The sequence below is a fragment of the Chryseobacterium soldanellicola genome (assembly GCF_900100115.1).
In the GTDB taxonomy this organism is placed as follows: Bacteria; Bacteroidota; Bacteroidia; order Flavobacteriales; family Weeksellaceae; genus Chryseobacterium; species Chryseobacterium soldanellicola.
Genome location: NZ_FNKL01000002.1, coordinates 775,211 through 802,122, shown reverse-complemented (window position 1 = coordinate 802,122; position 26,912 = coordinate 775,211). Strand labels below are relative to the sequence as shown.

The following is a 26,912-nucleotide window of genomic DNA, read 5'->3' as shown; positions in this document are numbered from 1 at the left end:
TTCTCTTCTATCCATCTCATTTCAATTTCAATCGAATCAGAATATTTTACAAAATCTATCGTTCCATCTGCACTCACAAGAGACTTGCCCGAATTATTGAACATTAAGATTAAAATAAATAATAATTTTTAATAATTAAATTTCTGTATTGATGATTTTATGATTGAAATTATATATTATTTCACACTAAACTTTCATTACAAATCCGTAGCAATTGATGAGAAATTCATTTTAATTTTTATTTCAGAAGTTACGGCCTGGCCGTTGCAGCTTGCAGGAATCCAGTTCTTTTTGATTCTTCTTACGACATACTTCATATCATCAAAGAAAACTTCGCTGTTCGCCACTTTTGGGGCACCTTCAATATTTGTTACTTTTCCTGTCTGATCAACGGTTAATGTAAAGGTAAAATCTCCATTTAAGATATAAAATTCAGAATTGAGATAATCATACATATATTTTCTCAGCATTTCTTTGTACGCAGGAATTCCGCCTTCAAAACCTGCTGCTTTAAAATCATTACAATTTTTTACCGCAATCTGAAGCAACGGTTCTTTAATATCTATTTTTAAGATATTTTTGTTGTTTTCGGTGATTATATTATCATCTCTTTCTTCAATGTCCTGTTGAGCAAATGCAAAATTTGACACAAGAAGACCTAAAAATAATGCGAGTGTTTTCATGAGCCTACTTATTATTAATTGATAGAACAAAATTACGGCAAAAAAAGAAACCTCACTGAATAGCGAAGTTTCTTTTAAATATTTTTTAATCTGAATTACAATATTTCAATCTGATTTCTCAGTAAATCTTCAAATTCGTCTCTTTTTCTGATCAAATGAGCTTTTCCGTCTAAAAAAAGAACTTCCGCGGGCTTTAACCTTGAATTAAAATTTGAGCTCATTTCAAAACCGTAAGCTCCCGCATTGTGGAACGCCAGAATATCACCTTCTCTTACTTCATTCAATTTTCTGTCCCAAGCAAAAGTATCTGTTTCACAGATGTTTCCAACTACGGTATAAATTCTTTCTGCTCCTTTTGGATTAGATAAATTTTCGATAACATGGTAAGAATCATAGAACATCGGACGAATCAGATGATTAAACCCGGAATTCACGCCAACGAAAACAGTCGCAGTTGTTTGCTTGATCACATTAGCTTTAACTAATAAATATCCGCTTTTTCCAACCAAAAATTTTCCTGGCTCAAACCATAATTCGAATTTTTTTCCTGTAGATTTTGAAAATTCAGAAATAACTTTCTCTACTTTCTTACCTAATGTTTTTACATCAGTTTCCTCTTCACTGTCCTGATAAGGAATTTTGAAGCCACTTCCCATATCCAGATATTTCAGATTCGGGAAATGCTCGGAAAGCTCCAACATAATATCCAAAGCCTGTAAGAAAACCTCAGGATCTTTAATTTCGCTTCCTGTATGCATGTGAAGACCTTCAACATTCAGATTCGTGCTTTTCATCACTCTTTCGATATGACGAACCTGGTGAATGGAGATCCCAAACTTACTGTCGATGTGTCCCGTTGAAATTTTATAGTTTCCCCCTGCAAAAATATGCGGGTTGATTCTTACTAAAATCGGGTATGTATTACCATATTTGTTCCCGAACTGCTCCAAAATAGAGATATTATCAATATTAATGTGCACGCCGAACGTCATGGCTTCCTCGATCTCTGCCAGGTCAACACAATTGGGAGTGAATAATATTTTCTCTTTCGGAAATCCTGCCTTTAAACCAAGCTTCACTTCATTAATCGATACACAATCCAAAGAAGCACCCAGGTTCTTGACATACTTAAGGATGTTGATGTTGGTCAACGCCTTCGCTGCATAGAAGAACTTTGTGTGTTTTAAAAAAGAAGATGTAAGTTTTTCGTATTGAATTTTGATCGATTCTGCATCGTAAACATACACCGGTGTACCAAACTCATTGGCAATCTTTAGTAATTCTTTTGAATTCATAATTGATTAAGTAAAACTTCTTTTTTTGTTATTTTAAGAAAGGGCAAAGGTAGTAAGAATTTGTTTATAATTTAAAATCAATCACATAGAAGATTATTCTTAATAATTTAATTTTTAAAGAATAAAAAACTTTTATACGAGTTTAAAAAGTTTTTTATTTTGCTTATTTGACTACTTTCCGATTGAAAAAATCAGAATGATAACCCATAAAGGACAATAACAGATAGCGGATTCGCGAAGTTGACGGTCAATACAAATCCCGACCATTTTGGTAAAAATAATTTCTTATCCTCTTTTATTTAATAGAAAATGAATTTCCACGGAGAAGATATTAAAATGATCCATAAAGTAATTGTAAATTATTTTGGCAACGGCAGTGTTTCAAAATCGCCGCGAAGCAATGCCAGCTGCAGTTCATTATTTAAATCTGCCGACTGGAAAAGAAGGTCAATTTTTAACTTTGAAAGTTTGCTGAATGTTTGAATTTGCGTAAAAAGATCGTAAAAACCATAAGAAAGCACCTTTCCGTTTTCTATGATTAAAAATAACTTTTCACCTAATTTTCTTCCTGTGCCCAGCCAAAGCTCGCTTTTTTTTCTGAAATCTAATTTATTTCTGAGAACATTCACATCATTATATTCATTGATCTTTCCAATGAACTGAACCGCTTTTGAGCCCTGTGTAAAAGACCTGAACTTGAGAATTGGCTTTTCTGTTTTGTTCAGATTATTTTTTTCGACAAAATATTTATTATTCCTAAAATAAAGCCCGAAAGGAAGTGACTCCTTTTTTCTAACATTTTTAGAATTTAAAATAAGCTTCGCAATAATATCGGTTCCGGTAAGTTCAAAATTTATTTGCTCAACAGCTTTTTGAACCGCTTCCCACTTTTTAGATTTAGAATTAAAAACTTTCTTTGAAAATTTATTAATATCCTGAACATGATCAGAAAAAATGATTTTTCCACCTTCATTCTGAAAATAGACAAAACCTTTTTCATTCGGCAGATCTTGGGTCAACTGCTTGATTTTGTTGATATAATTCTCTGCATTGGTTTCATCGTGCTGCTTTTGAATGATCTCATTTTCAGTGTCTTTTGAAATCAAAAGCTTAAATAATTCCAACGTGGCACGTGCATCCCCATCTGCTCTGTGATGATTGGTTAAAGGAATTCCTAACGATTTCACCAATTTTCCAAGAGAATAGCTTACCTCATCCGGAATCAGCTTTTTAGCCAGAGGAATCGTATCTAAAGTATTGATTTTGAAATCATAGCCAAGCTGTTTGAAAGACTGGCGAAGCATTCTGTAATCAAAATCGATATTGTGACCAACCAACGTTGTGTTTTGAGTGATTTCAATGACTCTTTTGGCAATTTCATGAAATTTCGGGGCGGTTTTGACCATTTTTGGGGTAATATTGGTCAATTTCTGTACAAAAGGAGTAATATCACTTTCAGGATTTACCAGTGATATAAATTGATCCGTAATCTTCTGACCATCATACCGGTAGATGGCGATGTCTATAATGCATTCTTTTCTATAACCTGCACCATTACTTTCTATATCTATAATTGAATACATTATAAATTACTGTTATACAACTGATTTCTTTAAATTAATGCTAATAATCCTCGTCATTATAAGTCCGAAAAACAAGGTTACCAAACTTATTACATAACCCATGCCATACGTCCAGAGCGGCTGTATCTGATTCTGTTGAATATCTTTTATGTTTGAAATAAAAACCGCAAACACGATATATAAACTGCTCATAGAAACCAGCGCTCCAAAGATCTGATACAACCATTTTTTGTCGACCAGCAAAGGCAATCCTGCTAAAATAATAAAAATTACATCAAAAAAGCTAAATTTTGAATGCAAACTGTCCATTATTAAATTTAAAAAAGCCAATCCGACAAAATAAAACGACGGTATTTTTATCATTGAAATTACTTTAAAACTAAAAATATTTAAAAACACAAACATCTACCTTTTTCTTCCTCCTAAGCCAAGCATTCCTAAAATTGCTTTTGCGCCTTCACGCATCAACGTGCTGGTAAATGTTCTTCCTGCCTGGCTTTTTAGAACCTGCTCAAACATTCCGGGCTCTTCTTTTACGGGTTTTGCTTTTTGGTTCGGTGCCGGATTTTCGGCTGCCTGTTCCATTCTGTTGACTAATATTTCATACGCAGATTCACTGTCAACGATTTTATCATATTTTGCAACCAAAGCAGATTTACTCGTCAGTTCTGCAATTTCCGTGTCATTCAAAACATCCATTCTGGATTCCGGAGAAATTAAATAGGTGTGAACCAACGGTGTAGGAATTCCTTTTTCATCCAAAGCGGTAATAAAAGCTTCTCCGATTCCTAAATTCTGAATTAAGCTTGACGCATTATAAAACGCTGTTTCCGGATAATTTTCAACAGCCTTGGAAATTTCCTTTTTATCTTTTGCGGTAAATCCTCTCAACGCGTGCTGGATTTTCAGACCTAACTGAGAAAGCACATTTTCAGGTACATCCCCGGGAATTTGGGTAATAAAATAAATCCCGACTCCTTTCGAACGAATCAGTTTTACCATCGTTTCGATTTGTGAAAGAAGCGCTTTTGAAGCTTCATCAAAAATCAAATGAGCTTCATCAATGAAAAGCACCAGCTTAGGTTTTCCACTGTCGCCTTCTTCCGGAAAAGTCATATAAATTTCAGCAAAAAGAGAAAGCATAAATGTTGAAAACAGCTGTGGCTTACTCTGAATATCAGCAACTCTCAAAATATTCACAACGCCTTTTCCGTCCCTTGTTTCAAGCAAATCATGAACATCAAAACTTAATTCTCCGAAGAAACTCGCCGCACCCTGTTGTTCCAGAGCGACAATTGATCTTAAAATCGCACCCAAAGAAGCCGGAGCAATCGAGCCGTAATTGGCTGAAAGCTCAGCTTTTCCCTGTGCATTATCGGTAACGTACTGTAAAACTTTCTTTAAATCATTAAGATCAATTAAAGGAAGACCCTTATCATCACAATATTTAAAAACAATAGACATGATACTTTGCTGAGTATCATTTAATTCTAAAATTTTGCTTAATAAAATCGGCCCGAATTCTGTAACGGTGGCTTTTAATTTTACTCCTTTTCCTCCGGAAATGCTCATTAATTCTACCGGAAACGGCTGCGGATTGTAAGGAAGACCTGTTTTTGCATATCGTTCTTCAATAATTGAATTTTTCTCGCCAGCTTCAGCAATTCCCGAAAAATCTCCTTTAATATCCAAAACCAAGGACGGAATTCCCGCATGAGAAAGCTGTTCTGCAAAAACCTGCAGTGTTTTTGTCTTTCCGGTTCCGGTTGCTCCGGCAATAAGCCCGTGACGATTGATTGTTTTCAGAGGAATGGTAACATCAACTTCCGTTACGACTTCCCCGTCTAACATTGCTTTTCCTAATATAATATGTTCTCCTTTCGGAATATATCTTGCCTTTAATTCTTCAATAAATTTTGTTTTATCTGCCATTTGATTTTTTTAACTCATAAATATAAAGTTTTTTAGAAACATTTAGCGCTGAAAAATTATCCTGGCTAAATTCTGTTTTCAGTCTCTATAAATATGCTTAAATTAGTGTTGAAATTTTTGAATTGGCTATTTTAATATTCTAAATTAGAATAAATAAAAGCTTTATAGATTTATTCTATCTTTATGGTTTATTTATTTTAGTTTGTTTTAAAAAAATAAAGCCGATTTTTGTATATTGAAAATAACAACAAAACTGTTACAGAAGAAATGAAAGTTGAACAAATATATACAGGCTGCCTGGCACAGGGCGCCTATTACATCGTATCAGAAAATGAAGCTGCTATCATAGACCCGTTGAGAGAAGTAAAGCCTTATCTTGATCGTTTGGAAAAAGATAATGTAACGTTAAAATATATTTTTGAAACTCATTTTCATGCAGATTTTGTCTCGGGACATTTGGATTTAAGTAAAAAAACTGATGCCCCGATTGTTTACGGACCAACCGCCAACCCTGAATTTGAGGCAATTATTGCAGAAGACAACCAAATTTTCGAGATCGGAAAAGTAAAGATAAAAGCGCTTCACACCCCAGGCCACACGATGGAAAGCACAACATATCTTCTGATTGATGAACTTGGGAAAGAAACTGCTATTTTCACGGGTGACACCTTATTTTTAGGTGACGTCGGAAGACCTGATCTTGCTCAAAAAGCAACAAATCTTACCCAGGAAGACCTTGCCGGAATTTTATACGAAAGCTTGCAAAGCAAAATCCTTCCTTTGGATGACAGCATTACCGTTTATCCTGCTCACGGCGCGGGTTCTGCATGTGGAAAAAATATGCAGAAAGAAACTGTGGATCTTTTAGGCAATCAAAAAAGAACAAATTATGCATTAAATCAGCCTGATAAAGAATCTTTTATCAAAGAAGTTCTTGACGGCCTGACGGCTCCTCCAAAATATTTCGGGATGAATGTAGCCATGAATAAAGGAGGTTATGAAAGTCTTGACAGTGTGATGAATAAAGGTTTAAATCCTATTCCTGTAGAAGATTTTGAAAATTATGCTGAAGAAACCGGAGCCTTGGTTTTAGATACAAGAATTGCCGCAGATTTCCACAAAGGATTCATTCCAAATTCTATTAATATAGGTTTAAAAGGTGATTTTGCGCCTTGGGTAGGCAATCTGATTGTAGACGTAAAACACCCAATTTTATTGGTTTCTGACGAAGGAACTGAAGAAGAAGTGATCACAAGATTAAGCAGAGTCGGATTCGACAATGTGTTGGGATATTTAAAAGGAGGTTTTGCTTCCTGGAAAAATTCAGGGAAAGAAACGGATGAAGTGAAAAGAATTTCTCCTCTTGAGTTTACAGAACAATTTACAGAAGATTCAAAAATTATTGATGTCCGTAAAATTTCAGAATATTCTGCAGAACATATTGACAATGCGTACAGCAAACCATTAGACGCAATAAGTGATTGGGTAAGCACAATTAATGATTCTGAACATTTCTTTCTGCATTGTGCCGGAGGTTACAGAAGCATGATCGCAGCAAGCATTCTTAACTCACATGGAATCAGAAACTTTACCGAAATAGAAGGTGGTTTTAACGGAATTAAAAAAACAGAAAAACTTCCAACCTCGGATTTTGTCTGTCAGTCAAAAACTTTATAAAAATTAATATAAAGAACATTTTTTTGGAATTATTGTTGCTGCAATTTCATAGATCAGCAATGATTGAAAAAAAAATTAATTAAAATTTACACTTTAGTTTATTTAGTTTAACATTCAAGGCTTGTTTAAAAAACACAAAGTTTCGATTTTTTCGAGTGTTCTTTTAAGTGATTAAAATAAGCTTAGAACTTCTTAAACTAAAGTGTTTTACATAAAAATCAAAAACTATGTCACAAAAATTTCAGGAAATCATTGAATCCGAAAGACCTGTCCTTATTGATTTTTTTGCAACGTGGTGTCAACCCTGCAAAGTACAGTCTTCGGTTTTAACGACAGTAAAAGAAAATATAGGCGAAGGCGCCAGAATTATAAAAGTAGATGTTGATCAATACCCTGCCCTTGCGTCTCAGTACGGGGTGCGTGGTGTTCCGACTTTAGCGATCTTCAAAAACGGAGAAATGCTTTGGAAAGAAAGCGGCGTGCATGATGTCAATACGCTAACACAACTTTTAAAAGAATATGCTTAAACTTTAAGGTTAAGATTAAGGCTCAATTTTTTCAACCTTAATCTTAACCTCAATCTTTTATAGATCAATCGAAAAAGAATCTCGATCATTCAAAAACTGGAAGTGATTTCTAAAATCTTTCAATTCTTCTAAATTCCATTCTGCAGAAACAATATTTCCGTTTTTTTGAGAAATTTCCTTTCCGTCTGCAAAAAAACAATGTGAGCTTTCCTGATAAAAAAGATGATTTCCATCTGTTCCGATTCTGTTTAATCCAAAAACAAAGGACAAATTCTCAATGGCGCGGGCTTTCAACAGATGTTCCCAGGCTCCAACTCTTTTTTCAGGCCAGTTCGCAACATATAAAATCGCATCATAATCATCATTATTCCTTGCAAAAACAGGAAAACGAAGATCATAACAAACCTGCAGTAAAATCCTGAATCCCTTATAATTAACAATCACTCTTTTTTGCCCCGGAGTGTAAACCTTATCTTCGCCGGAGAAAGAAAACAAATGTCTTTTATCATAAAAATCAACCTTAGAATCAGGCTGAACAAAATACATTCTATTGTAAAATTTTCCGTTTTGTTCTACAGGAGCACTTCCGCAGAAAGCTGCGTTTTTTTCTTTTGAGACCTTTTTTAAGAACTCCAAAGACTCTTGATTTTTGTCTGAAACCTCTTCAGCATCCATACAAAAGCCTGTTGGAAACATTTCCGGCAAAAGGAATAGATCTGCTTCAATATTTTCTAGTTCTTTTTCAATCAATAAAAAATTTTTACTTTTATTTTTCCAGACGATATCTAAATTTAACCCTGCGATTTTCATAAACTTTGTTAAAAACTTCCATAAAAATACGATTTTCCATTGATTTCGGTTCTATTTTTGATGCGGATATTTTTTAGTAACAACAGTAAAAAAGTAAAATTTATGAAGAAATTGGTTTTTATGTTTACGTTAATATTTTTCGGAGCTACGGCAAATGCTCAGGCCTGGACGGGAAAAGGAGATCAGAAAATCCAGTTGGGATTGAGCGCCTGGGGATACGGAACGGGAGTTACAGGAACTTACGATTATGGCTTAAATAAATTAATCTCTGTCGGAGCCGGTTTAAATGCTTATTTTGGAGATTATAAGGATAATGACAATGATAACAGGGTTTTTATCTTCGGAAGGCTGAATTTCCATTTAAAAGATGCCTTACAGTTGCCTGAAAAACTGGATATTTATCCGGGAGTTGATGTCGGAGTTTTAGGAAAAGATTTCGGAATCGGAGCTCACATTGGCGCAAGATACTTTTTTACGGACAAAATCGGTGTTTTTGCGGAAGTTGGCAACAATGGCAGCCTTGGCGTTTCGTTCAATTTATAAAATATCCTATAATATATGACAAAGCTTCTCATTTAGAGGAGCTTTTTTATTTGGCATAGTTTTGATAATTGTTACCTTTGCAAATTAAATCTAAAATTTATTAATGGAATTAGCAATCAAGATTTTCCAGTTTATATTAAGTATCTCTATCCTGGTCGTTCTTCACGAGCTTGGGCATTTTTTACCCGCAAAATGGTTTAAAACCAAAGTAGAAAAGTTCTATCTGTTTTTCGATCCGTGGTTTTCTATCGCCAAGAAAAAAATCGGAGAAACAGAGTACGGTATCGGATGGCTTCCTTTCGGAGGTTACGTAAAAATCGCCGGAATGGTGGACGAAAGTATGGATACAGAGCAGCTGAAGCAACCCGCTCAACCCTGGGAATTCAGAGCTAAACCGGCTTGGCAGCGATTGATCATCATGCTTGGAGGAGTTACGGTAAACTTTTTCCTGGCCTGGCTGATTTACGGATGTCTTTCCTATTTTAATGGCGAAACATCATTTGATTCAAAAGGAAATACACCAATGCATTACACCCATATTGCAAAAGCAATGGGCTTTGAGGACGGTGATAAAATTTTGAAAGTTGACGGAAAGGTTCAGAATAATTTAGATAAATTGTCTTTAGATATCTTATTAAGCGATCAGGTTACTGTTTTAAGAAAAGGAAAAGAAGTTACCTTTAATACCAATGATGACGGGAAGGCATTAGCTTTTAAAGACGAAAACCCCAAAGCATTTCTTACGCCAAGATATACCGCTGTAATTGATTCTATTTTCAATCCTAAAACTGCGGAGGCAGGATTAAAAGTAGGCGATCAGGTGGTTTCAGCCAACGGACAGAAGATTAATTATTATGACGAATTTAAAGATGTTGTAGGAAAAAATGTAGGAAAAGACCTTAATATTGAGGTTTTAAGAGGGGGAAATATTATGCCGTTAACGATTCCTGTTTCAAAAGAAGGAACGATCGGAATTGCATCTTATAAGCAGATTGAAAAGTTTGCGACAACTCAGCATTTCACATTCGGTCAATCTATCGGAAGAGGATTTACAAGAAGTATTGAAAGCTTAACGTATCAGATCAAACAGTTTAAATTAATTTTTAATAAAAAAGTTCAGGGATATAAAAAGGTTGGAGGGCCGCTTGCGATCATAAAAAACATGCCTGTTGACAAAGCAAAAGACGGAAGCGTATCGATCGACTGGACAGCTTTCTGGAGTTTTACAGCAATGTTCTCCGTTTGGTTAGCCTTTTTGAACTTAATTCCTATTCCGGGACTGGATGGCGGACACGTAATTTTCACATTATATGAGATGATTGTAGGAAAACCAGTTCCACAAAAAGTATTGGAAAATGCTCAGATGATTGGAGTTATCTTCCTGTTAGGCTTGATGTTACTGATTTTCGGAAACGATATCTTTAAGATCATAACTGACAAATTTTAACTTTTTTTAAAAATTTAATTAAAAAACTTGCATGGTATAAATATCAGTCCTATATTTGCACCACTTAAAACGAAGGACATTCCTCCTTAGCTCAGTTGGTTAGAGCATCTGACTGTTAATCAGAGGGTCGCTGGTTCGAGCCCAGCAGGAGGAGCAAAAAGACTTACAGAAATGTAGGTCTTTTTTTGTTTTATAAATTTCCAGAAGAGGATAAAAGATTTATTTTGAAATTTAAATTATTGAAAAATAATCTGATAGCGGTTTTTGGTTAATATCAAACGGTAAAAACTTGCTTCATATCAATATTCATATTATATTTGCAGCACGAAAAACAAAGGAAAATTCCTCCTTAGCTCAGTTGGTTAGAGCATCTGACTGTTAATCAGAGGGTCGCTGGTTCGAGCCCAGCAGGAGGAGCCAAAAAGACTTACAGAAATGTAGGTCTTTTTTTTTGCATAATAAATCTTTTTTTTGATTATTAAAAGTAGCTGTAATTTTTAATTACATTCAAAAAATTATTAAAAAATTAAAAAAAACATGCAATTATTGTTAAAATATATTTGTAAATTTTCAAAAAATAAGATTTATTACCATGAAGAAAGTTTTTCTATTGTTTTTTATACCTTATTGTATTTTTGCTCAAATTGGGATCAACAATCCAAATCCTGCATCTACATTAGACATCACAGCTAAAAATCCAACAGGAACGGCCACTCAGCCAGACGGAATGATTATTCCGAGACTTGACAGACAAAGGGCACAAAATATGACCAGCACCCCAACCTCGACACTGATTTACATCAATAATCCAACAACAGGCACACAAGCCGGAACAGCAGTAAATATTGATGCCGCCGGCTTTTATTTTTACGACGGAACAGTCTGGACAAAAATTGCCACCGGAGAAAACACTAACATTTATACAGCTAACGGAACTCTTTCAGGAGCCAGAAATGTAGGTTTAGGCGGAAATAATTTAGGCTTTACAGGAACAGGAAATGTCGGGATAGGAATTGCCTCTCCTACGGCAAAGCTGGAAATTGCATCTGGAACTTCAGGAACATCCGGATTAAAATTCAGCAACATTAATAACACGACTGCTACAACTCAGAATGCGGCTACCATAGGAGTTGACGCCGGAGGAAATGTGGTGATACAAAACACGGTACCTTTATCAACTACATTCAAATCGTTTAATCTTGATGCCAATACCCCGACCAACTCATTGTTAACGATAGGAAATCTGCAGTTCCGTGCAACCGCAACATCTTGCCCATCAGGATCCACCTCTTTTGTACAGGTAAGATCAACAACCGGAGCCAGTAATATAGGTATTGTTCACGGCCAATATACAACAGCTCAAAACGCATCGTCTTTCGTAAATACAGCTGCGCTAACTGCAGCAACAACGTTTACTGACATTACAACTTTACCATTAAACTGCTTTCAGGACGGTCATTTACAGCTAAGCTTCTTTTCTTATACAGATAGAACTTACTACAGGGTATCCGTTAATTTAGCAGATGGAGACGGATTAGGATTTGGAGCATTAGGATATATTTTTGCCGAACTTCAAAGATAAAACACAGCCTTTTTACAATTAATTATAAAATTTACATCACAACATATTCAAACAATCATGAAAAAATATATTTTACTTACATTATTATCCGTTTCAGCTCATATATTTGCACAAATCGGTGTAAATAACACAACACCCGGCGCAACGCTGGATGTTGTCGCAAAAACGCCAGCAGGAACCGCTTCAACAATTGACGGGCTTCTTGTACCGAGAGTAGACAGGCAGCGCGCTCAAAATATGACAGGAATAGCTACTTCAACTATTATTTACATCAACCTTATAAACGGTACCCAAACTGGAAATGCGGTAAACGTTGATGCCGTAGGCTTTTATTTCTACAACGGCACAGCCTGGGTTAAAATTGCAACAGGAAGCATTCTTAATATCTATAATTCTAATGGAACGCTTAACAGTACCAGAGACGTAGCGCTGGGCGGGAATAATCTAGGATTTACAGGAGCCGGAAATGTCGGTATCGGTACCGCTGCACCAACAGCAAAACTGGAAGTCGCGTCCGGCACAACAGGAACGTCCGGCTTAAAATTTACCAACATTAATAATACAACCGCAACTACCCCAAATGCCGCCGCTTTAGGAGTTGACGCATCAGGAAATGTGGTCATACAAAATGTTGCGCCATTAACTTCTACTTTTAAATCTTTTAGTATTGATGCTAATTCAGCCGCTAACTCCACCGTTACTATCGGAACTCTGCAATTCCGTTATCCAACCACTACCTGTACTAATTCAACCACATACGTTCAGATAAGATCCACATCTGGAGCTAATAATATTGGCATTTCCCATGCAATGTATACCACAGCACAAAATGCTTCTACATTAGTTAATACCGTACCTATAACCCTTACGCCAACTTTTGCCGATATAACAGCAGTTCCACTAAACTGTGTTCAGGATGGGCATGCGCAATTTAACTTCTTTTCCTATACGGACAGAACTTTCTACAGAGTCAATGTCAATATCGCAGACGGTGATTCTCTGGGTTTTGGAGCTCTAGGATACATTTTTGTTGAACTTCAAAAATAACGATTCAGCCTCATTATCATTTTAACAAAACAATAACTATAACGCCTTCAAAATGATGGCGTTATTTTTGTTACCTTTGCACTTTTATAATTAATTGTAAAAAACTTTAAATTTATTAATCTTTTTAAATAAACAGCATACTTTTTGTTTATGCTAAATGCTTGAAGAAACAACAAATGTTAATTACTAATTCCAAATATTACCCTCTTTTTTTTCTGCTATTTTTCATCGACCTTGTTTGTGCACAAAATACAGCGAACGGCAAAATCGTAGACGCCAGAACCAATAAAGAAATCACCGGCGTTGATATTTTCATCAACGACAGTGATAAAGCCTCTTTAACCACTACCACAGGAAATTTTACCATACAATCTGACAGTATTATTTATAAATTAAAGTTTTTAAGAAAAAACTATGGTTTACAATCGGTAGATATCACTCCTCAAAATGCCAATAATGTTTTTGTAAAGCTTGCTCAGGAAAAGGTAAGCAATATTGAAGAAGTCGTTATCCACAACGAAAAGCCAAAATACAAAAACAAGAAAGAAAATCCGGCTTATGCAATTATGCAGGAAGTCTGGAAGAGAAAAAGAAACAACGGCCTTGATAAATTCAACACCTACACTTTCAAGGAATACGAAAAAATACAGTTTGACGCCAATAATCTGGACAGTGCTTTTATGAATAAAAAGATCTTTAATAAATTAGATTTTATATTCGATTATGCAGATTCTACGGCAAGCGGCAAAATGGGGCTTCCTATTTTCTTAAATGAATCTATTTATGAAAATTTTGGAAGGAATAAACCTGATAAAAGAACAAAAAGGCTCTTAGTTGCACAAAAAACGTCCGGTTTTCAGGACAATCAGGTGATTACGATTACGGCAAAAAACCTCTATCGCGACATTAATATTTATGATAATACCATTAATTATTTTGATATAGGATTTCCGAGCCCTGTTGGAGAAACGGGTTTCAGCACCTATGATTACAATTTAGTTGACACCATCTCAATACGCGGAGAAAATGCCTACAAAATAAGATATCTGCCTAAAAGGACCGAAGTTTTGGCCTTCCAGGGATACCTTTATATTGATACGGATAGTTACGCCGTGTTGGGCGCTACCTTAAAATCAACTCAAAAAATCAATGTAAATTTCATTAATTCAATTTCAACAGAACTTGAATATGATAATCCCGACGAAAATACCTTTTTACCTAAAAAATTCGTCACAGAAATCGAACTGACCCCTTTTGCCAAGAAAAAAACTTCAAAAAGCATTATTGCCAAACGGTCTGTGGATTACTCAAATTATGAATTCAATAAACCTCTGGAAGACAAAGTTTTTGTCCGAAGAGAAGAAGAATATGACAATAAATTCGTTGATAAGGACGATGCCTATTGGGTAAAAGCCAGACCCGACTCTTTGTCTAAAAGTGAGCAGGGAGTTTATGAAATGCTTGATAAGCTTCAGCAGACCCCAAAATTCAACAGAATTGTAAAAATCTATGAAACACTGGCTTCCGGTTATTACAATGCTTTTAAAGGAATAGATATTGGCCCGATATTCTCAATTTACGGGAAGAATGAAGTAGAAGGCGACAGAATAAGGCTCGGTGCAAGAACGTATTTCGGGCAAAATGATCCCTGGAGAATTCAGTTTTACAATGCTTATGGCTTTAAAGATAAGCAATTTAAATATGGTGTTGAAGGTAGATATATGTTCAACAGGCTGAATCGTTTTATGGTCGGCGCAGGAACAAGAAGAGATATCATGCAGCTTGGGGTACAACTTACCAATGATGATGGGATAATGTCTCGCTCATTTGCTTCTTCCACTCTATTTGCAAGAGGAGAAAACGCTTCATTAAGCTCTGTAAATCAAACCAATATATTCACATCGATTGAGCCCTGGAAAAACTTCCAGGTTAGAATTGACGGAACAATGCAAAGCATTAAATCTGCAAATCCTGATGGCTTTAACCTGATGTATTACAGAAATGGCGAATTAAGAAAAACCGTTAATGACTCGCACGTTACAGTAAGCTTAATTGCAAGACCGGGCGCAAAATTCTCCCAAACCGGCGTTGACCGATACGAGCACGGAACCCTGGCTCCTACCATTGTCTTAAAATATACAAGAGGTATTGAAGGCTTATTTAATGCGGATTACAGCTATAATAAATTACAATTCATGTTTTATAAGCCCGTTTTGATCGGAAGCTGGGGAAAAACACTGATTAATTTTGAAGCCGGAAAAAACTTTGATACCGTGCCTTTAGCCTTACAAAATGTAATTCCGGGGAACCAGTCATACAGTTTGGCAAGCAATACTTTTGCACAGCTTAATTATTATGAATTTGTTGCGGATACGTATGCTACACTACATTTGGAGCATCATTTTAATGGCAAGATTCTTTCTTATATTCCTTTAATTAAAAAGTTAAAATTAAGAGAGGTGGCCTTTATCAGAGGGGCTTACGGAACGATGAGCGATGCCTCAAAAGCGATCAATGTAGAAGGATTCAAATATTCTGCGCCAAGTGATCATATTTATTATGAATACGGTTTCGGAATTGAAAACATCGGTTTTGGGAACCTTAGAATTTTCAGAGTAGACTTCAACTGGAGAGGTAATTACCTCGACCGACCGGATATTTCAGCATTTGGAATTAAAGCCGGCTTCCAGGTTGGGTTTTAAATAAATAAAAATCTCCTTTAAAGCAAAGGAGATTTTTTTTATTAAGATTCTGACGGATAATTCTTGCACCCGTTACAGTGGGCCACAATATATACAATATTACACGGAGGCCTTTCTCCTTCCGGAATTTTGCAGTACACATCACAAGGTAAACAATCTTTTTCGGGAAGCGCTCCTCCCATTACGTTTTTCAACTCTTGACGATTAATTTTCTTTAAATTTTTCATAATAATATTTTTATAGTTTGATGTTTAAGTAAAGCAAATAACAGGTTATCACATTTAATTATTTTTTTCAAGTCAAATGTAATGATTTTTAGAATTAATTACAATATTAATAAAAATTTGTATATTAGTTTATCATTAAAACTGTTAATTATGAAAAATATTTTATTTTCTTTAATCTTCGTTTCTGTTTTAATTGATGCACAAGTCACAACCTTCCCCTGGACAGAAACATTTGAAACCGACTCACCAACCGCACCTTCATGGACAAAAATCTATGAATCGGGAACCAAAGAATGGACAAACGTACAAACTTCATATTATGGCTACTCCACCGGGCCTTATCAGGGAACCTACATGGCTCAGTTTGACATTACAACCTTTAACGGAGACACTACAAAATATGTAAGTCCGGTGCTGAATTTATCTACCGCGACAAATCCTACTTTAGAATTTTATTATCGAAATAAAGATTGGGGCGGCGATCAAAATGAATTGAAGGTATATTACAGAACCTCATCTTCAGGAGCCTGGACTTTAATTACCAATTTTGATTCCAGCATCAGTGATTGGGTGACTTCCGGAGTATTGGTCTTACCTTCTCCTTCAGCGACTTATCAGATTGCTCTTGAGGGTGTTGCATGGTACGGCTGCTCCATCAATGTTGATAATGTTACCGTAAATGCCGGTGCTTTAGCAACTTCTGAAACGGATCTTCAAAAAAAATCATTCAAAATATTTCCAAATCCGACCTCAGATTATATTAATATTTCTTCGGAAAAACAAATTTCTGAAGTTTCAATATCTGATCTTAGCGGAAAACAAATTAAAACTTTAAAAAATGAAGAAAAAATCCCTGTACAGAACTTAACTTCAGGAACTTATATTATTCAGATAAAAAATAATGATGGCACTGTGAGCTCTCAAAAATTTATTAAAAAATAAAAAATTCCTTTACATAACAAAAATCCCCAACAAAAATGTCGGGGATTTTATTTTTTATAAAACGCTTTAGATTATGCGTTTACTTCTACAGATACGAAAGATCTGTTATTTGCTTTTTTTCTAAAAACTACCTTACCGTCTACTAGAGCAAACAAAGTGTGGTCTTTACCGATTCCCACGTTATCACCTGGGTGGTGCTGAGTACCTCTTTGTCTAACAATAATATTTCCGGCAATAGCATCTTGTCCTCCGAAAATCTTCACACCTAATCTTTTAGAGTGAGATTCTCTACCGTTTTTGGAGCTACCAACTCCTTTCTTATGTGCCATTTTATAAGTGGATTTTTATTATTTGTTTAATGCTTTAAAAGTGTCGATGTTCTTTACGATAGCAGCATCTATTTCTGCATGAGTAAGAACAGTCTTTTCTAATTCAACTTTAACTGCTTTACTTAAAGTGATTAAAGTATCTCTGTTTTCTTTAGACTGAGATAATCCGTTTTTCTTTAAGTGATAGTTCAATTCGTGATCTTCACCGAAGTTTACCGTTTCGTTGTCAGAAAGAATTTCTGCCTTAGCAGTTTCTTTTTTAGCAGCTTTCTTTGGTGCTCCTTCAAAACCTGTGATACCAGTGATCTGAATTTGAGTTAAAGATTGTCTGTGACCATTTTTTACCTGGTAACCTTTTCTTCTTTTCTTTTTGAAAACGATTACTTTATCAGCTTTTACGTGGTCTAGGATCTCTGCTTCTACAGTGATTCCGCCTACAGCTGGGGCGCCTACAGTGATTGCTCCGTTTACAGTAAGAAGTACTTTATCAAAAGATACCTTTCCTCCTTTATCTCCTTTTAAACGGTTTACAAACAACTTCTGGTCTTGCTCAACTTTATATTGAAGCCCTGCTATTTCTACAATTGCAAACATTGTTTATAAATTTTTAGTTATTTCGAGGTGCAAATATATGAATAATTTTCTAATTCACTTACAACCAAACCCATCTTTTTAAGAAAAAGTTTTTAACTATGCTTTAAATAATTTTTCACCATAAAGTGATGAATTATATCGGATAATTTTATACCTTCGTTTTTACCAAAAAATATTTTATATGAAAAGAAGCCTTAATTTCTGCTTATTAGCAGGAGCATTTGCTGTATTCTCACTTACAGCATGTAACGACGACAATCTGGAAACACCCGTTTCACAAGATCCACAAGCACAAACCGGAAAAATCGAGCAGCCCGGAGAACTTGAAAAAATCTGTTATTATGTAGATCAGTACTGGAGCTCTTCTTCGGTTTTAACAACAAGCCTTCAAAATGCCACAGACACTAATTTTATGAATGCTCAGATGACTAAAATTGCCAGTATGTGGGGAAGAAGCAATCCTACTTTGAGATTTGTAAATGATCCTTCAAATTTCAATTCAACGTATAATGCGATTTCTTATTCTACAGGAAAAATCTATTACGGGTATGCTATTTATTATGATGCAAAAGCAAAGGGCGGTGATATTGTAAACGCCATGATCCTCGCCCATGAATATGGCCACCAGCTGCAGTATATTTTCAACTTACCTTCTGTAAGTGAGTCAACCGCACGGCCAAACGAATTAGAAGCAGATGGTTTTGCAGGATATTATCTGAGAAGACCAACAGGCTATAATCAAACAACATTTGCTCAAATTGCAGCGGCTTATGAATTCGCTCAGAGCATCGGAGATTATCAGACTACAAGTCCGGGACATCACGGAACTCCGCCACAAAGGAGATCGGCCGTTCGTCTGGGATTCCTTTTAGGCCAGTATAGTCTTTCTGCGTCTGATTTTGATTATAATTTCTTCTATTATTACCAAGGCGTTTTAAACGGAACCTACAAAATGGGCAAAAACTCAAGAAATCCTGAAATTGATGCGTATATGAGTCAATATATGGAAGAATTAAGACAAATTCAATCCGGAGAAATCTCTGCAGAAGAATTTAAAAACCTGCAATAAACATTCATTTTTAGCATATTATCAGAAAGGAGGTAAGCGAAAAGTCTTACCTCCTTTTATTTATCCGAAATATTTCACAAAGTTTATTTAATTTTGATGCTTATCCATTATCAATGAACAGAGATCTCTACATAGATTTTGCGAAAGGCCTGGCAACGCTTTCCATTATATTTATTCACACGGCTTTTTGGTCGGGGCAATTTTATATTCCCGCAGATGTACGAGTGTTTTCTTTGGTTTTTGATGTTGCTCTGTTTTATGCATTAAGCGGAATCACTTCCGGATCCAATATTGAGAAAACTTTGTACAGATTGCTCAAATTGCAGATCACTTACATGATTTTCGTAACATTTTTGTTCTTTTTGGATTACTTTTTTAAGGTTTTCGGATTAACGATCTTTTCATTGGAATGGTTGCAGAATTTTTATTCAACTTTTGGATCAAAATATGCCACAACAAGCATTTCAGCCGTTCCGCAATGGCAAAATCTTGGCAACTGGTATCTTCATCAATACACCAATGCAGACACTTTTCCTGTTGTAATGGGAAGTTTCTGGTACCTAAAAGTATATTTTATCCTCACCGTTTTCGGTGTTTTAATCCTAAGATTCTTTCCGAAACATATCAATTGGTTTATAGGAATCTGCATCGCTTTAACCCTGGTATTCAACATTTTTCCTGAAATTTATCCGACAGGGCAAGTGGGTTACGTAGCATTTTATATGGCTATTTTCCTGATCGCCAACAGAATGCGCGGTAAAAAAATCCCGATAAAAATGATCCCGGTTCTTTACAGCATTGTTGCAGCCGCATTACTCTGGATGTTTTGGTATTACGGAAGCGATATCTTCTATAAAATCAATAAAAATAAATTCCCTCCGAAAATTCCTTATATCATATGGGCACTTTTCTCACTGGTCACTTTATTTGTTTTTTACAACAGATTAAAAATTGAGAAAGAAAGTTTTGTTACTTACATCGGTAAAAACGCCATATTTTTCTATTTCGCACAAGGAATCAGCTCCTCACTGGTTTATTTTCTCGTTGTTCCATTGAAAGAAATGATGCCTTGGTGGGTTTTAATGATCATTATTTACATCATTAATATCATTTTGGCGTTCATCATTTCATCTGGCTTAAAAAAAGTCGACAGCTTAGGATGGTCTATTTTAGAATTTTTAAGAAAGAAAACGGCTGTAAAAGATTAATCCTCTTTTTTTCTTCCGGTTCTTGTTAAAAGAACAATTAAGATAACTAAAATTAATGCGCCTCCGATTAAATAAACAGGATCGGCGTACCATTCTGTCGTTGTTGTTGTTTTTGTTGAATTTGTTGTTTCAACAACCCCACTTGAATTTTCCTGAGCAAAAGAAACTGCAGAAATAGACATTGTAAATACAAAAGCTAAGATTGTATTTAATAAGTTTTTAAAGTTTGTAATGGTTTTCATGTTAAATTTTTTAATTGTGATTAAACAATATCAAAAAAAATACCATTAAATATTTAACATTGATTAAACAGGGAAATTGCCCTAAATTTTAAATACAAATAAAACTTCTGATTTATTGCAAATTATTTTAATTTTACAAAAAGTTTTAAAATATGTTTAAGTTGAAACTTCCTACCGATCCCAGGTGGGCAAATATAGCAGAGGAAAACATTGGAGAAATTTTGACAGATCATGCCTGGTGTGAGCAAAAAGCAGCAACAAACGCCATCGGACTGATCACCATGTTGCCTGAATATCCCGAAATTGTTACAGAGCTTCTTGCCATCGCGCAGGAAGAGCTTGATCATTTTGGCCAGGTTCATGAGATTATTAAAAAAAGAGGATACACTTTTGGACGAACCAGAAAAGACGATTACGTCAATGAGCTTGTGAATTTCATCCAAAAAGGAGGTAACAGAGACGATCTTATTGTTGACAAAATGCTTTTTGCAGCCATGATCGAAGCCAGAAGCTGCGAGAGATTTAAAGTGCTTACCGAAAATATCAAAGATGAAGAGCTAAAGGTTTTCTACAGAGAATTAATGATCTCTGAAGCCAATCATTATACGACCTTCATTGGGTTTGCAAGACAATTGGGAGACGAAGAAAAAGTAAACAAACGTTGGGAAGAATGGCTGGAATACGAAGCAAAAATTATACAATCCTACGGAAATAAAGAATCAATACACGGGTAAAAAAATAAAACCGCTTACTTTATGAAGCGGTATTTCTATAAATTATAATGATTAAAAATTAAATTTCAGACCGCCTAAAATATAGCCCCGTAAAGCTGTTATTGATGATTCATCAATTCCTAACTGGCTTGTATAACTATTGATATATTGGAAAGAATTAAGATTTAAAATATTGTTAAACAATAAATTATATTCAAAATAAGATTTCTCTTTTTTATACGAAACCTGTCCTCCTATTAAAAAATTTCTCAATGTATTCTGTTCTGTTTTCTGAATTAAATATTCTCCCAAAACATTGGCAATCCATTCTTTTTTAATATTGGCTCTTATTCCTAATGATATTTTTATATTATCTTGTTTGGAGGTTGTGTCATAAAAGCTCTGTTCAAAAATATTTTTAGTGAAAGTATATCCTAAATCGAATTGTAAAAGCTTATTTTTAAAATTTGTTGAGATCTTTTGAGATAATTCAAAATTTTTGATCGTTGAAAAATTATTATTCCCACTGATAAAATTGGCATTCTTACTTAAAACTCCTGTCAATTTTGATTTCAAAGTATAATTTTTACTAAACTTCTGATCGTTGACCAGTAGAAATACGAATCTATCATTAAACTTACCTATCGTATTTTCTATTCCCGAAAATGTCCCATAATTGGTAATATTGGTTGTATAAGTTGGTTTAATTTTACTGTACATAATCATAAAGAACAGATTATTCCCTTTTTCAAAATTGAATCTATTCCAGGTGAATTTATAATTATCCGTTTTACTTAATAAATCGGGAGTAAGCAGGGTATTTTGATAAAAAGATAAATCTTTTGTATATAATACATTATACTGAAGAAGCCTTAAGTCGGGGAGTTCGTATTTTGAGCTATATTCTAACGCGAAATCACTTACTGCTTTTGTGGCAGGACTAAATTTTACACTGAATTTCTTCTCAAAATAATGTTTATTGATCTCATTAACCGTAAGAAAATTTGAACTTACGGAACCGGACAGATCAAATTTTCCTAATTTTTTAGAAACATTCAAATCATTAATATAATGGTAGATTTTAAGGGTTCTTTTTTCAGCGGTTTCAGAAAAAGTTTCTCCAAGATCGGAAACTTCCTTCTTATAAGAAATCCCTGAATGAAAATTAAAATTCAGAATCTGATTTTTGTTTTTTATAAAAAAATCAAATGCATATTTATTGGAGTTTGTTGAATATTCTTGAGATAAAAAATTACTGTCTTCAAGAAATAATTGGGTGTTAGAGCAAATATCCAAACTTCCTGTATGAGCTTCATTGAGCTGGCTTAGAGCAAATACTAATTTAGAATTGAGAATTTCTTTATTCCATGAAATGAAATTACCCAAACTATTATTTTTCACCTTATTTTGTATTTCATAGAAGTTATAGTCTGCCGAATATCTGTCAATATTCTGATTAAAATGATCTTCAGTGGGGTTATACCCAAAATTATAATATAGGAAACTATTATCCGAAAAGGTCTTCTTTAATTTAATTTGAGTAGTTCCGAAAAAACCTCTGTTGTCTTCTCTTTTTTGTTCAAGGAAATTAAAATCTTGTGGCTGTCCTTCAAAAGCAATTCTTTTGGAAGTTGAGAATTTATCGAGCTGTGCATTATTTAAAATAGAAAAAGCGGTAATGGTGAAATTCTTTTTAGATTTTGAATATTGCAAAGCTCCAAATTGATTAGATTTTGATTTTACTCTTCCGTCATTATTTAGAAAACTCGGAATATCTATATTAGTTACAGATCCGGAATTTTCTATGTCTTCCTGAGTATTCATTTCGTAAAAATCCATGAAATTAATAGGATCTTTTGCAATATTATTGGCATCAGCAATCAGGGCTAAATTTCCAGCTTTCCCGAATTTAAACAAATTGGCATGACCTAAATAAGAATTTTTAGTTCCGTAATTTCCTTCTACATTTCCACTGATTTTTCCTTTGTATTCATCTTTTAATTTTAGATTTAATGCTGTAGAGCGGTTTCCGTTAATGGTACTGAAATTCTGCCAAAGGTCAATCCCTTCAATCATATTAGCAGAAATATTTTGCGTTGCCATTTTATGATTTTTCCCAAAGAATTCGTTTCCTTCGACTAACACCTGACCTACGGTATTTCCTTTATAGGTAACTTTTCCGTTTTCGTTAATATCTAATCCGGGAAGTTTTTTTATTAAATCTTCCGTTGTTCTTTCTGTACCGTCTCTTACTGCTTTTAGGTTGAAAGCAATTGTATCTTCTTTAGCGGTAGCAATTTTTGGGCGGGATTTTATTTCTACTTCTTCTATTACAGTAATCTGTGGATCTAGCTGTACTTCAAAATTTGATTTTTCATTGGTGTCTATTTCTAAGATCTTTGTTTTGTAGAACACTGATGTAAATTTCACCGAAAAAACGCCCTTTTCAGAGAGCTGAAAAGTACAAACTCCTTTATCGTCTGTTTTTTGAAAATCTACTGTTTTTCCGTTTTTTAAAAGCTGTACATTAGCTTCTGATATGGGTTTTCCAGTCGTTTCTTTTACATTAATATTTATATTTTGAGAAAAAGAATGAAAGAAAAATAGAGATAATATGAAAACTAAAAACTTTAATTTCATTGATTTATAATCTTATTTCTTGATAAGTTGGCTTGCTGTTAAGCTCTCTTACCTCTTGCATTTTTTTGGTAAATTCTTCTCCTTTGTATATCTTTAATTTAGGATCCAATTTTTCCACGTCATTTTCTTTAGTATCATTACTTATTCTTACAGCGGTCATTATATAACTTGGAGCTTCGATTCTAAGAACAACACCCGGAAAAGTATTAAAGCCATAAGGTCCGCTAGAGATAGGGATATCTTCTGTATACCAAATTTTTGTAATCTGCTCATTTGGAAAAGTGACTTCCACCAGTTTGCAAAAATAATTATCTATTTTCAGGATATCATCTTTGTAATCTACTTTTTTATAATTCATCTCAACATATCCATAAAATTCTTCATTAATTCTTTGATAATTTTGATATTGGTAGGAGCCTTTTTCATTTTTTATATGATAGATCTTTGTTTCGAAATCTGTGTAAACTTCTTTTTTAGTTTTTCGGTTAGATTCATCAATCTGTGTGGTTCCTGCATCGTGAACGAAACCAACACGAGGAATATTTTTAAAAAAAGAATTTCCGTTGGCGAAATACAGAAAATTCTTTTGCGGTATTTTCTTTACCTTATTCACTTTATCAATATACTCTTGTGAGGAGGAAGAGTTTTTAAAATCTTGAAGTTCTGTTCTTTCATACTCAACTTTTAAATACTGAGCAAATAAATTATTTAACGAAATGGATATGAAGAAAACTGTTAAAATAGTTATTGTTTTATTTTTCATGAGACATATATATTAAGTATAACGCATCGTGATGCGAAAATCATGATGCGTTAAGATTTTTAATTAATTTTTAGCACCAAGTGGTATAATGGGTGTAAGTTCCCACTGTTTCGGTGTAGACATTTCCGTACATATCAACATGATCTACTGTATGTTCCGAATAAACAAGCTGTCCGCAAATTCTCTTAACCGAAGCAACTTCCTTATCAGAAGAAGGTGTAACTTTTTCTAAAGAAACAGTCTTTTCAATTTTCAAATTGCTTGTTGTAGATTTTACGTTGTCTTTTGCAAACGCTAAAGTAGTTCCCGCGATCAAAAACGCGCCCAATAATAGTTTTTTCATTTGTAATTTTTTTTAAATGTATTAATTTTTTGTCATACCATCCCTGACATGGGTTTTTGCTGATCAGCGTTTATATTAATCTCTTGTACTGTACACATACAAAAAATAGAATATTTGTGTTTTTACCTGGAGCAAACTTAGGAAAGAGATTCACACAAAAAAAGCACATGCATTATGGATTTATAAATTCATCACCATTAATTTATAAATCAACAACAACAAAGTATTGAAAAATAAGCTAATTGGACTTTATTTAATAGTCTGTGTTTTTTCAATTTCTTTGAGATATGTAGAAAGAGTGGTCTGCGTTTTTTTCTTGAATGCCGCTGTAAATGCCTGAGCATTGTTGTACCCAAGTTCATCAGCAATAACGGCTAGCTTATAAGATCTGAATCTTTTATCTTCTATCAGTCGCTTCAAAGCATAATCAACACGTAAATCGTTAAGGTAAGTGGTGAAGCTCTTTTCTTTATAACTGTTAATTACTTCAGATAAATAGGTGGTGTTGGTGTTTATCGATTGGGCAAGACTGGATAATGTTATTCCTTTTTTAAGAAAATGTTCCTGTTTTTCAAAAATTTCTAATTCTTTTAAAATGAATTTGGTTACATCTTCCGGTATTGTTTTAGTTGCTCTATCTTCTATATCAACTTGTTCAATATTTTGGAACTGCATTGGAGCTAATGTCGCTTGCGGAGTTTCAACATTTTTCCTCTCAATAGAATTGATTAAATCTTGAGCAATTTTGCGGTGCTGTTTTTCGTTTTTCTTAGCCTTATAATAAAGATATAGTAACGATAAAAGAATTAATAAAAGAGCACTTATAGCCACGTAAAGAATTCTTTTTCTGCCCTTTAAATCACTAATAATGTTTTCTTTTTCTTCTAAAAGCTTCGGAGTATCATATTTTTTGGGTAACTCTGTAAATGCATATTGAAGCTGTTCATCAAGCTTTTTATCAACTTTTAAAAAGCGATCAATATAATACAACTGTTTTTCTTTATCGTTTTTTTCTTTATAATAGTCTATGAGATAGGTGTATGCTTCCCGAAGATCAGGAAAAGTAATATTAGATTTCTGAACATTGGAATCTAACTTACTATAGGTTTCTACAGCTTTTCCTTTATTTTTTGCACCCTGATAGGCTTTACCTAAATTAAAAAGGGCATAATTAGCATTGGTTTCATTAATTTTTATTAAATTATCATAGACTTTGGATAGCTTTGTAATGGCAGTATTATATTTTTTCAATTTAAGATCATAAGTTCCGGACAAATAAGAATACGGGTCAAGATCATATTTATTTTTACCTACGATAGCATATTTTTGCCCTTCTTTAATTAAAATATTAGCAGAATCTAATTTATTAATCTCAAGATAACAGCTTATGAGTGCTATACGCATTTGGTTGTGCTCATAATCGTCTATGATATCATTGCCGTTGTAAAGATAATATCTGAATATTTTTGCTGCTTCTGCATTTTTACCTATATAGCTATTGATATAGGCAATACTCATATTGGCATAGGCGATTTGTTTTTTATCGTTTTGCTCTTTTGCATATTTCAATGCAAGAATATAATTATCCAACGCTGCTTTTAGATTATCATATTTGTAATATAGATTTCCTTTGAGCAAATAGGTTTTGGTAGGGTATATTCCTTTGATATTTTTTGTAATAATTGCGAGGCTATCAATGTACTTTAAAGCCGTAGGACAATCTTCATTTAAGTGAATAAGAGTGTAGCCTTCGGCTATTTCGATTGTATTATTTTCTTTTTTAGCTTTTTGTAGGTAATATTTTGCTATCTGTTTAGCCTGCGAAACTTTATTATGATCACTATAATCAAAAAACTTATTTTTCAGTTCCGGATACTTAAATTCATATAAACTATCAATTTTACTCCTTTGGGCGTACACCAAATTGCCAAACAATAGTATTATAATTGGGAATATATTTTTCATCATTTTGTAAATACGTTGCAAATTTACATTTTTATTCAGTAAACTGGAA

The 26,912-nt window shown here is 34.1% G+C and carries 25 protein-coding genes and 2 tRNA genes; 13 read left to right on the top strand and 14 right to left on the bottom strand.

Going from position 1 to position 26,912, the window contains the following annotated elements:
* Positions 1-197 precede the first annotated feature (197 nt).
* The 5 genes from BLT04_RS08505 to BLT04_RS08485 all read right to left on the bottom strand — a co-directional run bounded on the left by BLT04_RS08505 (position 198) and on the right by BLT04_RS08485 (position 5,493).
* Entirely contained in the window at positions 198-683 is a 486-nt protein-coding gene (locus tag BLT04_RS08505) for a hypothetical protein (RefSeq protein ID WP_089755351.1), read from the bottom strand.
* A 95-nt stretch (positions 684-778) separates the two neighbouring features.
* On the bottom strand, positions 779-1,978 hold the full coding sequence (lysA, locus tag BLT04_RS08500) for a diaminopimelate decarboxylase (protein WP_170828450.1): 1,200 nt from the start codon (positions 1,976-1,978) through the stop codon (positions 779-781).
* A gap of 359 nt (positions 1,979-2,337) precedes the next feature.
* Positions 2,338-3,561: a 3'-5' exonuclease gene (locus BLT04_RS08495; protein ID WP_089755349.1), complete on the bottom strand. Its 1,224-nt coding sequence runs from the start codon at positions 3,559-3,561 to the stop codon at positions 2,338-2,340.
* 12 nt (positions 3,562-3,573) lie between these two features.
* The gene (locus BLT04_RS08490; protein ID WP_139166226.1) at positions 3,574-3,924 is read right to left on the bottom strand and encodes a hypothetical protein; all 351 of its coding nucleotides are present in this window, start codon (positions 3,922-3,924) and stop codon (positions 3,574-3,576) included.
* 42 nt (positions 3,925-3,966) lie between these two features.
* Positions 3,967-5,493: a helicase HerA-like domain-containing protein gene (locus tag BLT04_RS08485; RefSeq protein WP_089755347.1), complete on the bottom strand. Its 1,527-nt coding sequence runs from the start codon at positions 5,491-5,493 to the stop codon at positions 3,967-3,969.
* Between the two features lie 267 nt (positions 5,494-5,760).
* Between BLT04_RS08485 and BLT04_RS08480 the strand changes: the two genes are divergently transcribed.
* Together BLT04_RS08480 and BLT04_RS08475 are read left to right on the top strand one after the other, a co-directional pair.
* Positions 5,761-7,170, top strand: coding sequence for an MBL fold metallo-hydrolase (locus tag BLT04_RS08480; protein WP_089755563.1), 1,410 nt, complete (start codon positions 5,761-5,763; stop codon positions 7,168-7,170).
* A 227-nt stretch (positions 7,171-7,397) separates the two neighbouring features.
* Positions 7,398-7,697 carry a thioredoxin family protein gene (locus BLT04_RS08475; protein WP_089755346.1) on the top strand — a complete coding sequence of 100 codons (300 nt, stop codon included), beginning with the start codon at positions 7,398-7,400 and terminating at the stop codon, positions 7,695-7,697.
* Between the two features lie 57 nt (positions 7,698-7,754).
* Here the strand turns inward: BLT04_RS08475 and BLT04_RS08470 are convergent, their stop codons facing one another.
* Positions 7,755-8,507, bottom strand: a complete 753-nt coding sequence (locus BLT04_RS08470; protein WP_089755345.1) for a nitrilase-related carbon-nitrogen hydrolase — start codon at positions 8,505-8,507, stop codon at positions 7,755-7,757.
* Between the two features lie 102 nt (positions 8,508-8,609).
* Here BLT04_RS08470 and BLT04_RS08465 point away from each other — a divergent pair, with 102 nt between their 5' ends.
* The 7 genes from BLT04_RS08465 (at position 8,610) to BLT04_RS08435 (ending at position 15,828) form a co-directional block, all read left to right on the top strand.
* Positions 8,610-9,050, top strand: coding sequence for a DUF6646 family protein (locus BLT04_RS08465; RefSeq protein ID WP_089755344.1), 441 nt, complete (start codon positions 8,610-8,612; stop codon positions 9,048-9,050).
* A 103-nt stretch (positions 9,051-9,153) separates the two neighbouring features.
* Entirely contained in the window at positions 9,154-10,497 is a 1,344-nt protein-coding gene (gene rseP / locus BLT04_RS08460; protein ID WP_089755343.1) for an RIP metalloprotease RseP, read from the top strand.
* An 80-nt stretch (positions 10,498-10,577) separates the two neighbouring features.
* Positions 10,578-10,651 (top strand) — tRNA-Asn (locus BLT04_RS08455).
* Between the two features lie 189 nt (positions 10,652-10,840).
* Positions 10,841-10,917: transfer RNA gene (locus BLT04_RS08450), tRNA-Asn, on the top strand.
* Positions 10,918-11,089: 172 nt separating this feature from the next.
* On the top strand, positions 11,090-12,079 hold the full coding sequence (locus BLT04_RS08445) for a hypothetical protein (RefSeq protein WP_089755342.1): 990 nt from the start codon (positions 11,090-11,092) through the stop codon (positions 12,077-12,079).
* Between the two features lie 57 nt (positions 12,080-12,136).
* Positions 12,137-13,126, top strand: a complete 990-nt coding sequence (locus BLT04_RS08440) for a hypothetical protein (RefSeq protein ID WP_089755341.1) — start codon at positions 12,137-12,139, stop codon at positions 13,124-13,126.
* 176 nt (positions 13,127-13,302) lie between these two features.
* Positions 13,303-15,828, top strand: a complete 2,526-nt coding sequence (locus tag BLT04_RS08435; RefSeq protein ID WP_089755340.1) for a DUF5686 family protein — start codon at positions 13,303-13,305, stop codon at positions 15,826-15,828.
* 41 nt (positions 15,829-15,869) lie between these two features.
* On the opposite strand, the gene BLT04_RS18990 is transcribed toward BLT04_RS08435, so the two are convergent.
* Positions 15,870-16,055 (bottom strand): bacteriocin-like protein, encoded by a 186-nt coding sequence (locus tag BLT04_RS18990; protein ID WP_089755339.1) that lies wholly within the window; start codon positions 16,053-16,055, stop codon positions 15,870-15,872.
* A gap of 150 nt (positions 16,056-16,205) precedes the next feature.
* On the opposite strand from BLT04_RS18990, the gene BLT04_RS08425 reads away from it, so the two are divergent.
* Positions 16,206-16,997 carry a T9SS-dependent choice-of-anchor J family protein gene (locus BLT04_RS08425; RefSeq protein WP_170828449.1) on the top strand — a complete coding sequence of 264 codons (792 nt, stop codon included), beginning with the start codon at positions 16,206-16,208 and terminating at the stop codon, positions 16,995-16,997.
* 71 nt (positions 16,998-17,068) lie between these two features.
* On the opposite strand, the gene rpmA is transcribed toward BLT04_RS08425, so the two are convergent.
* Entirely contained in the window at positions 17,069-17,326 is a 258-nt protein-coding gene (rpmA, locus tag BLT04_RS08420; protein WP_089755337.1) for a 50S ribosomal protein L27, read from the bottom strand.
* An 18-nt stretch (positions 17,327-17,344) separates the two neighbouring features.
* Positions 17,345-17,920 carry a 50S ribosomal protein L21 gene (gene rplU / locus BLT04_RS08415; RefSeq protein WP_089755336.1) on the bottom strand — a complete coding sequence of 192 codons (576 nt, stop codon included), beginning with the start codon at positions 17,918-17,920 and terminating at the stop codon, positions 17,345-17,347.
* Positions 17,921-18,101: 181 nt separating this feature from the next.
* On the opposite strand from rplU, the gene BLT04_RS08410 reads away from it, so the two are divergent.
* Together BLT04_RS08410 and BLT04_RS08405 are read left to right on the top strand one after the other, a co-directional pair.
* Positions 18,102-18,989 (top strand): neutral zinc metallopeptidase, encoded by an 888-nt coding sequence (locus BLT04_RS08410; RefSeq protein WP_089755335.1) that lies wholly within the window; start codon positions 18,102-18,104, stop codon positions 18,987-18,989.
* A 113-nt stretch (positions 18,990-19,102) separates the two neighbouring features.
* Entirely contained in the window at positions 19,103-20,197 is a 1,095-nt protein-coding gene (locus tag BLT04_RS08405; protein ID WP_089755334.1) for an acyltransferase family protein, read from the top strand.
* Here BLT04_RS08405 and BLT04_RS08400 read toward each other — a convergent pair.
* The gene (locus BLT04_RS08400; protein ID WP_089755333.1) at positions 20,194-20,439 is read right to left on the bottom strand and encodes a hypothetical protein; all 246 of its coding nucleotides are present in this window, start codon (positions 20,437-20,439) and stop codon (positions 20,194-20,196) included. The genes BLT04_RS08405 and BLT04_RS08400 overlap by 4 nt on opposite strands.
* A 152-nt stretch (positions 20,440-20,591) precedes the next feature.
* Here BLT04_RS08400 and miaE point away from each other — a divergent pair, with 152 nt between their 5' ends.
* Positions 20,592-21,173: a MiaE family protein gene (miaE, locus tag BLT04_RS08395; protein WP_089755332.1), complete on the top strand. Its 582-nt coding sequence runs from the start codon at positions 20,592-20,594 to the stop codon at positions 21,171-21,173.
* A gap of 51 nt (positions 21,174-21,224) precedes the next feature.
* On the opposite strand, the gene BLT04_RS08390 is transcribed toward miaE, so the two are convergent.
* The 4 genes from BLT04_RS08390 to BLT04_RS08375 form a co-directional block, all read right to left on the bottom strand.
* A complete protein-coding gene (locus tag BLT04_RS08390) occupies positions 21,225-23,792 on the bottom strand; it encodes a peptidase associated/transthyretin-like domain-containing protein (protein ID WP_089755331.1) in 2,568 nt (855 codons plus the stop codon).
* A gap of 4 nt (positions 23,793-23,796) precedes the next feature.
* Positions 23,797-24,555: a GLPGLI family protein gene (locus BLT04_RS08385; protein WP_089755330.1), complete on the bottom strand. Its 759-nt coding sequence runs from the start codon at positions 24,553-24,555 to the stop codon at positions 23,797-23,799.
* Positions 24,556-24,625: 70 nt separating this feature from the next.
* The gene (locus BLT04_RS08380; protein ID WP_089755329.1) at positions 24,626-24,898 is read right to left on the bottom strand and encodes a hypothetical protein; all 273 of its coding nucleotides are present in this window, start codon (positions 24,896-24,898) and stop codon (positions 24,626-24,628) included.
* 249 nt (positions 24,899-25,147) lie between these two features.
* Positions 25,148-26,863 (bottom strand): helix-turn-helix domain-containing protein, encoded by a 1,716-nt coding sequence (locus tag BLT04_RS08375; protein ID WP_170828448.1) that lies wholly within the window; start codon positions 26,861-26,863, stop codon positions 25,148-25,150.
* Between the last annotated feature and the right edge of the window lie 49 nt (positions 26,864-26,912).

What these genes read in the sequence shown, in the direction of transcription:
- rseP (WP_089755343.1), top strand. Translation starts at nt 9,154, where the DNA reads ATGGAATTAGCAATCAAGATTTTCCAGTTTATATTAAGTATCTCTATC.
- BLT04_RS08390 (WP_089755331.1), bottom strand. Translation starts at nt 23,792, where the DNA reads ATGAAATTAAAGTTTTTAGTTTTCATATTATCTCTATTTTTCTTTCAT.
- rpmA (WP_089755337.1), bottom strand. Translation starts at nt 17,326, where the DNA reads ATGGCACATAAGAAAGGAGTTGGTAGCTCCAAAAACGGTAGAGAATCT.
- BLT04_RS08405 (WP_089755334.1), top strand. Translation starts at nt 19,103, where the DNA reads ATGAACAGAGATCTCTACATAGATTTTGCGAAAGGCCTGGCAACGCTT.
- miaE (WP_089755332.1), top strand. Translation starts at nt 20,592, where the DNA reads ATGTTTAAGTTGAAACTTCCTACCGATCCCAGGTGGGCAAATATAGCA.
- BLT04_RS18990 (WP_089755339.1), bottom strand. Translation starts at nt 16,055, where the DNA reads ATGAAAAATTTAAAGAAAATTAATCGTCAAGAGTTGAAAAACGTAATG.
- BLT04_RS08440 (WP_089755341.1), top strand. Translation starts at nt 12,137, where the DNA reads ATGAAAAAATATATTTTACTTACATTATTATCCGTTTCAGCTCATATA.
- BLT04_RS08400 (WP_089755333.1), bottom strand. Translation starts at nt 20,439, where the DNA reads ATGAAAACCATTACAAACTTTAAAAACTTATTAAATACAATCTTAGCT.
- BLT04_RS08475 (WP_089755346.1), top strand. Translation starts at nt 7,398, where the DNA reads ATGTCACAAAAATTTCAGGAAATCATTGAATCCGAAAGACCTGTCCTT.
- BLT04_RS08380 (WP_089755329.1), bottom strand. Translation starts at nt 24,898, where the DNA reads ATGAAAAAACTATTATTGGGCGCGTTTTTGATCGCGGGAACTACTTTA.
- BLT04_RS08490 (WP_139166226.1), bottom strand. Translation starts at nt 3,924, where the DNA reads ATGATAAAAATACCGTCGTTTTATTTTGTCGGATTGGCTTTTTTAAAT.
- BLT04_RS08385 (WP_089755330.1), bottom strand. Translation starts at nt 24,555, where the DNA reads ATGAAAAATAAAACAATAACTATTTTAACAGTTTTCTTCATATCCATT.
- BLT04_RS08495 (WP_089755349.1), bottom strand. Translation starts at nt 3,561, where the DNA reads ATGTATTCAATTATAGATATAGAAAGTAATGGTGCAGGTTATAGAAAA.
- BLT04_RS08425 (WP_170828449.1), top strand. Translation starts at nt 16,206, where the DNA reads ATGAAAAATATTTTATTTTCTTTAATCTTCGTTTCTGTTTTAATTGAT.
- lysA (WP_170828450.1), bottom strand. Translation starts at nt 1,978, where the DNA reads ATGAATTCAAAAGAATTACTAAAGATTGCCAATGAGTTTGGTACACCG.
- BLT04_RS08505 (WP_089755351.1), bottom strand. Translation starts at nt 683, where the DNA reads ATGAAAACACTCGCATTATTTTTAGGTCTTCTTGTGTCAAATTTTGCA.
- BLT04_RS08465 (WP_089755344.1), top strand. Translation starts at nt 8,610, where the DNA reads ATGAAGAAATTGGTTTTTATGTTTACGTTAATATTTTTCGGAGCTACG.
- BLT04_RS08410 (WP_089755335.1), top strand. Translation starts at nt 18,102, where the DNA reads ATGAAAAGAAGCCTTAATTTCTGCTTATTAGCAGGAGCATTTGCTGTA.
- BLT04_RS08375 (WP_170828448.1), bottom strand. Translation starts at nt 26,863, where the DNA reads ATGAAAAATATATTCCCAATTATAATACTATTGTTTGGCAATTTGGTG.
- BLT04_RS08470 (WP_089755345.1), bottom strand. Translation starts at nt 8,507, where the DNA reads ATGAAAATCGCAGGGTTAAATTTAGATATCGTCTGGAAAAATAAAAGT.
- BLT04_RS08445 (WP_089755342.1), top strand. Translation starts at nt 11,090, where the DNA reads ATGAAGAAAGTTTTTCTATTGTTTTTTATACCTTATTGTATTTTTGCT.
- BLT04_RS08485 (WP_089755347.1), bottom strand. Translation starts at nt 5,493, where the DNA reads ATGGCAGATAAAACAAAATTTATTGAAGAATTAAAGGCAAGATATATT.
- BLT04_RS08435 (WP_089755340.1), top strand. Translation starts at nt 13,303, where the DNA reads ATGTTAATTACTAATTCCAAATATTACCCTCTTTTTTTTCTGCTATTT.
- rplU (WP_089755336.1), bottom strand. Translation starts at nt 17,920, where the DNA reads ATGTTTGCAATTGTAGAAATAGCAGGGCTTCAATATAAAGTTGAGCAA.
- BLT04_RS08480 (WP_089755563.1), top strand. Translation starts at nt 5,761, where the DNA reads ATGAAAGTTGAACAAATATATACAGGCTGCCTGGCACAGGGCGCCTAT.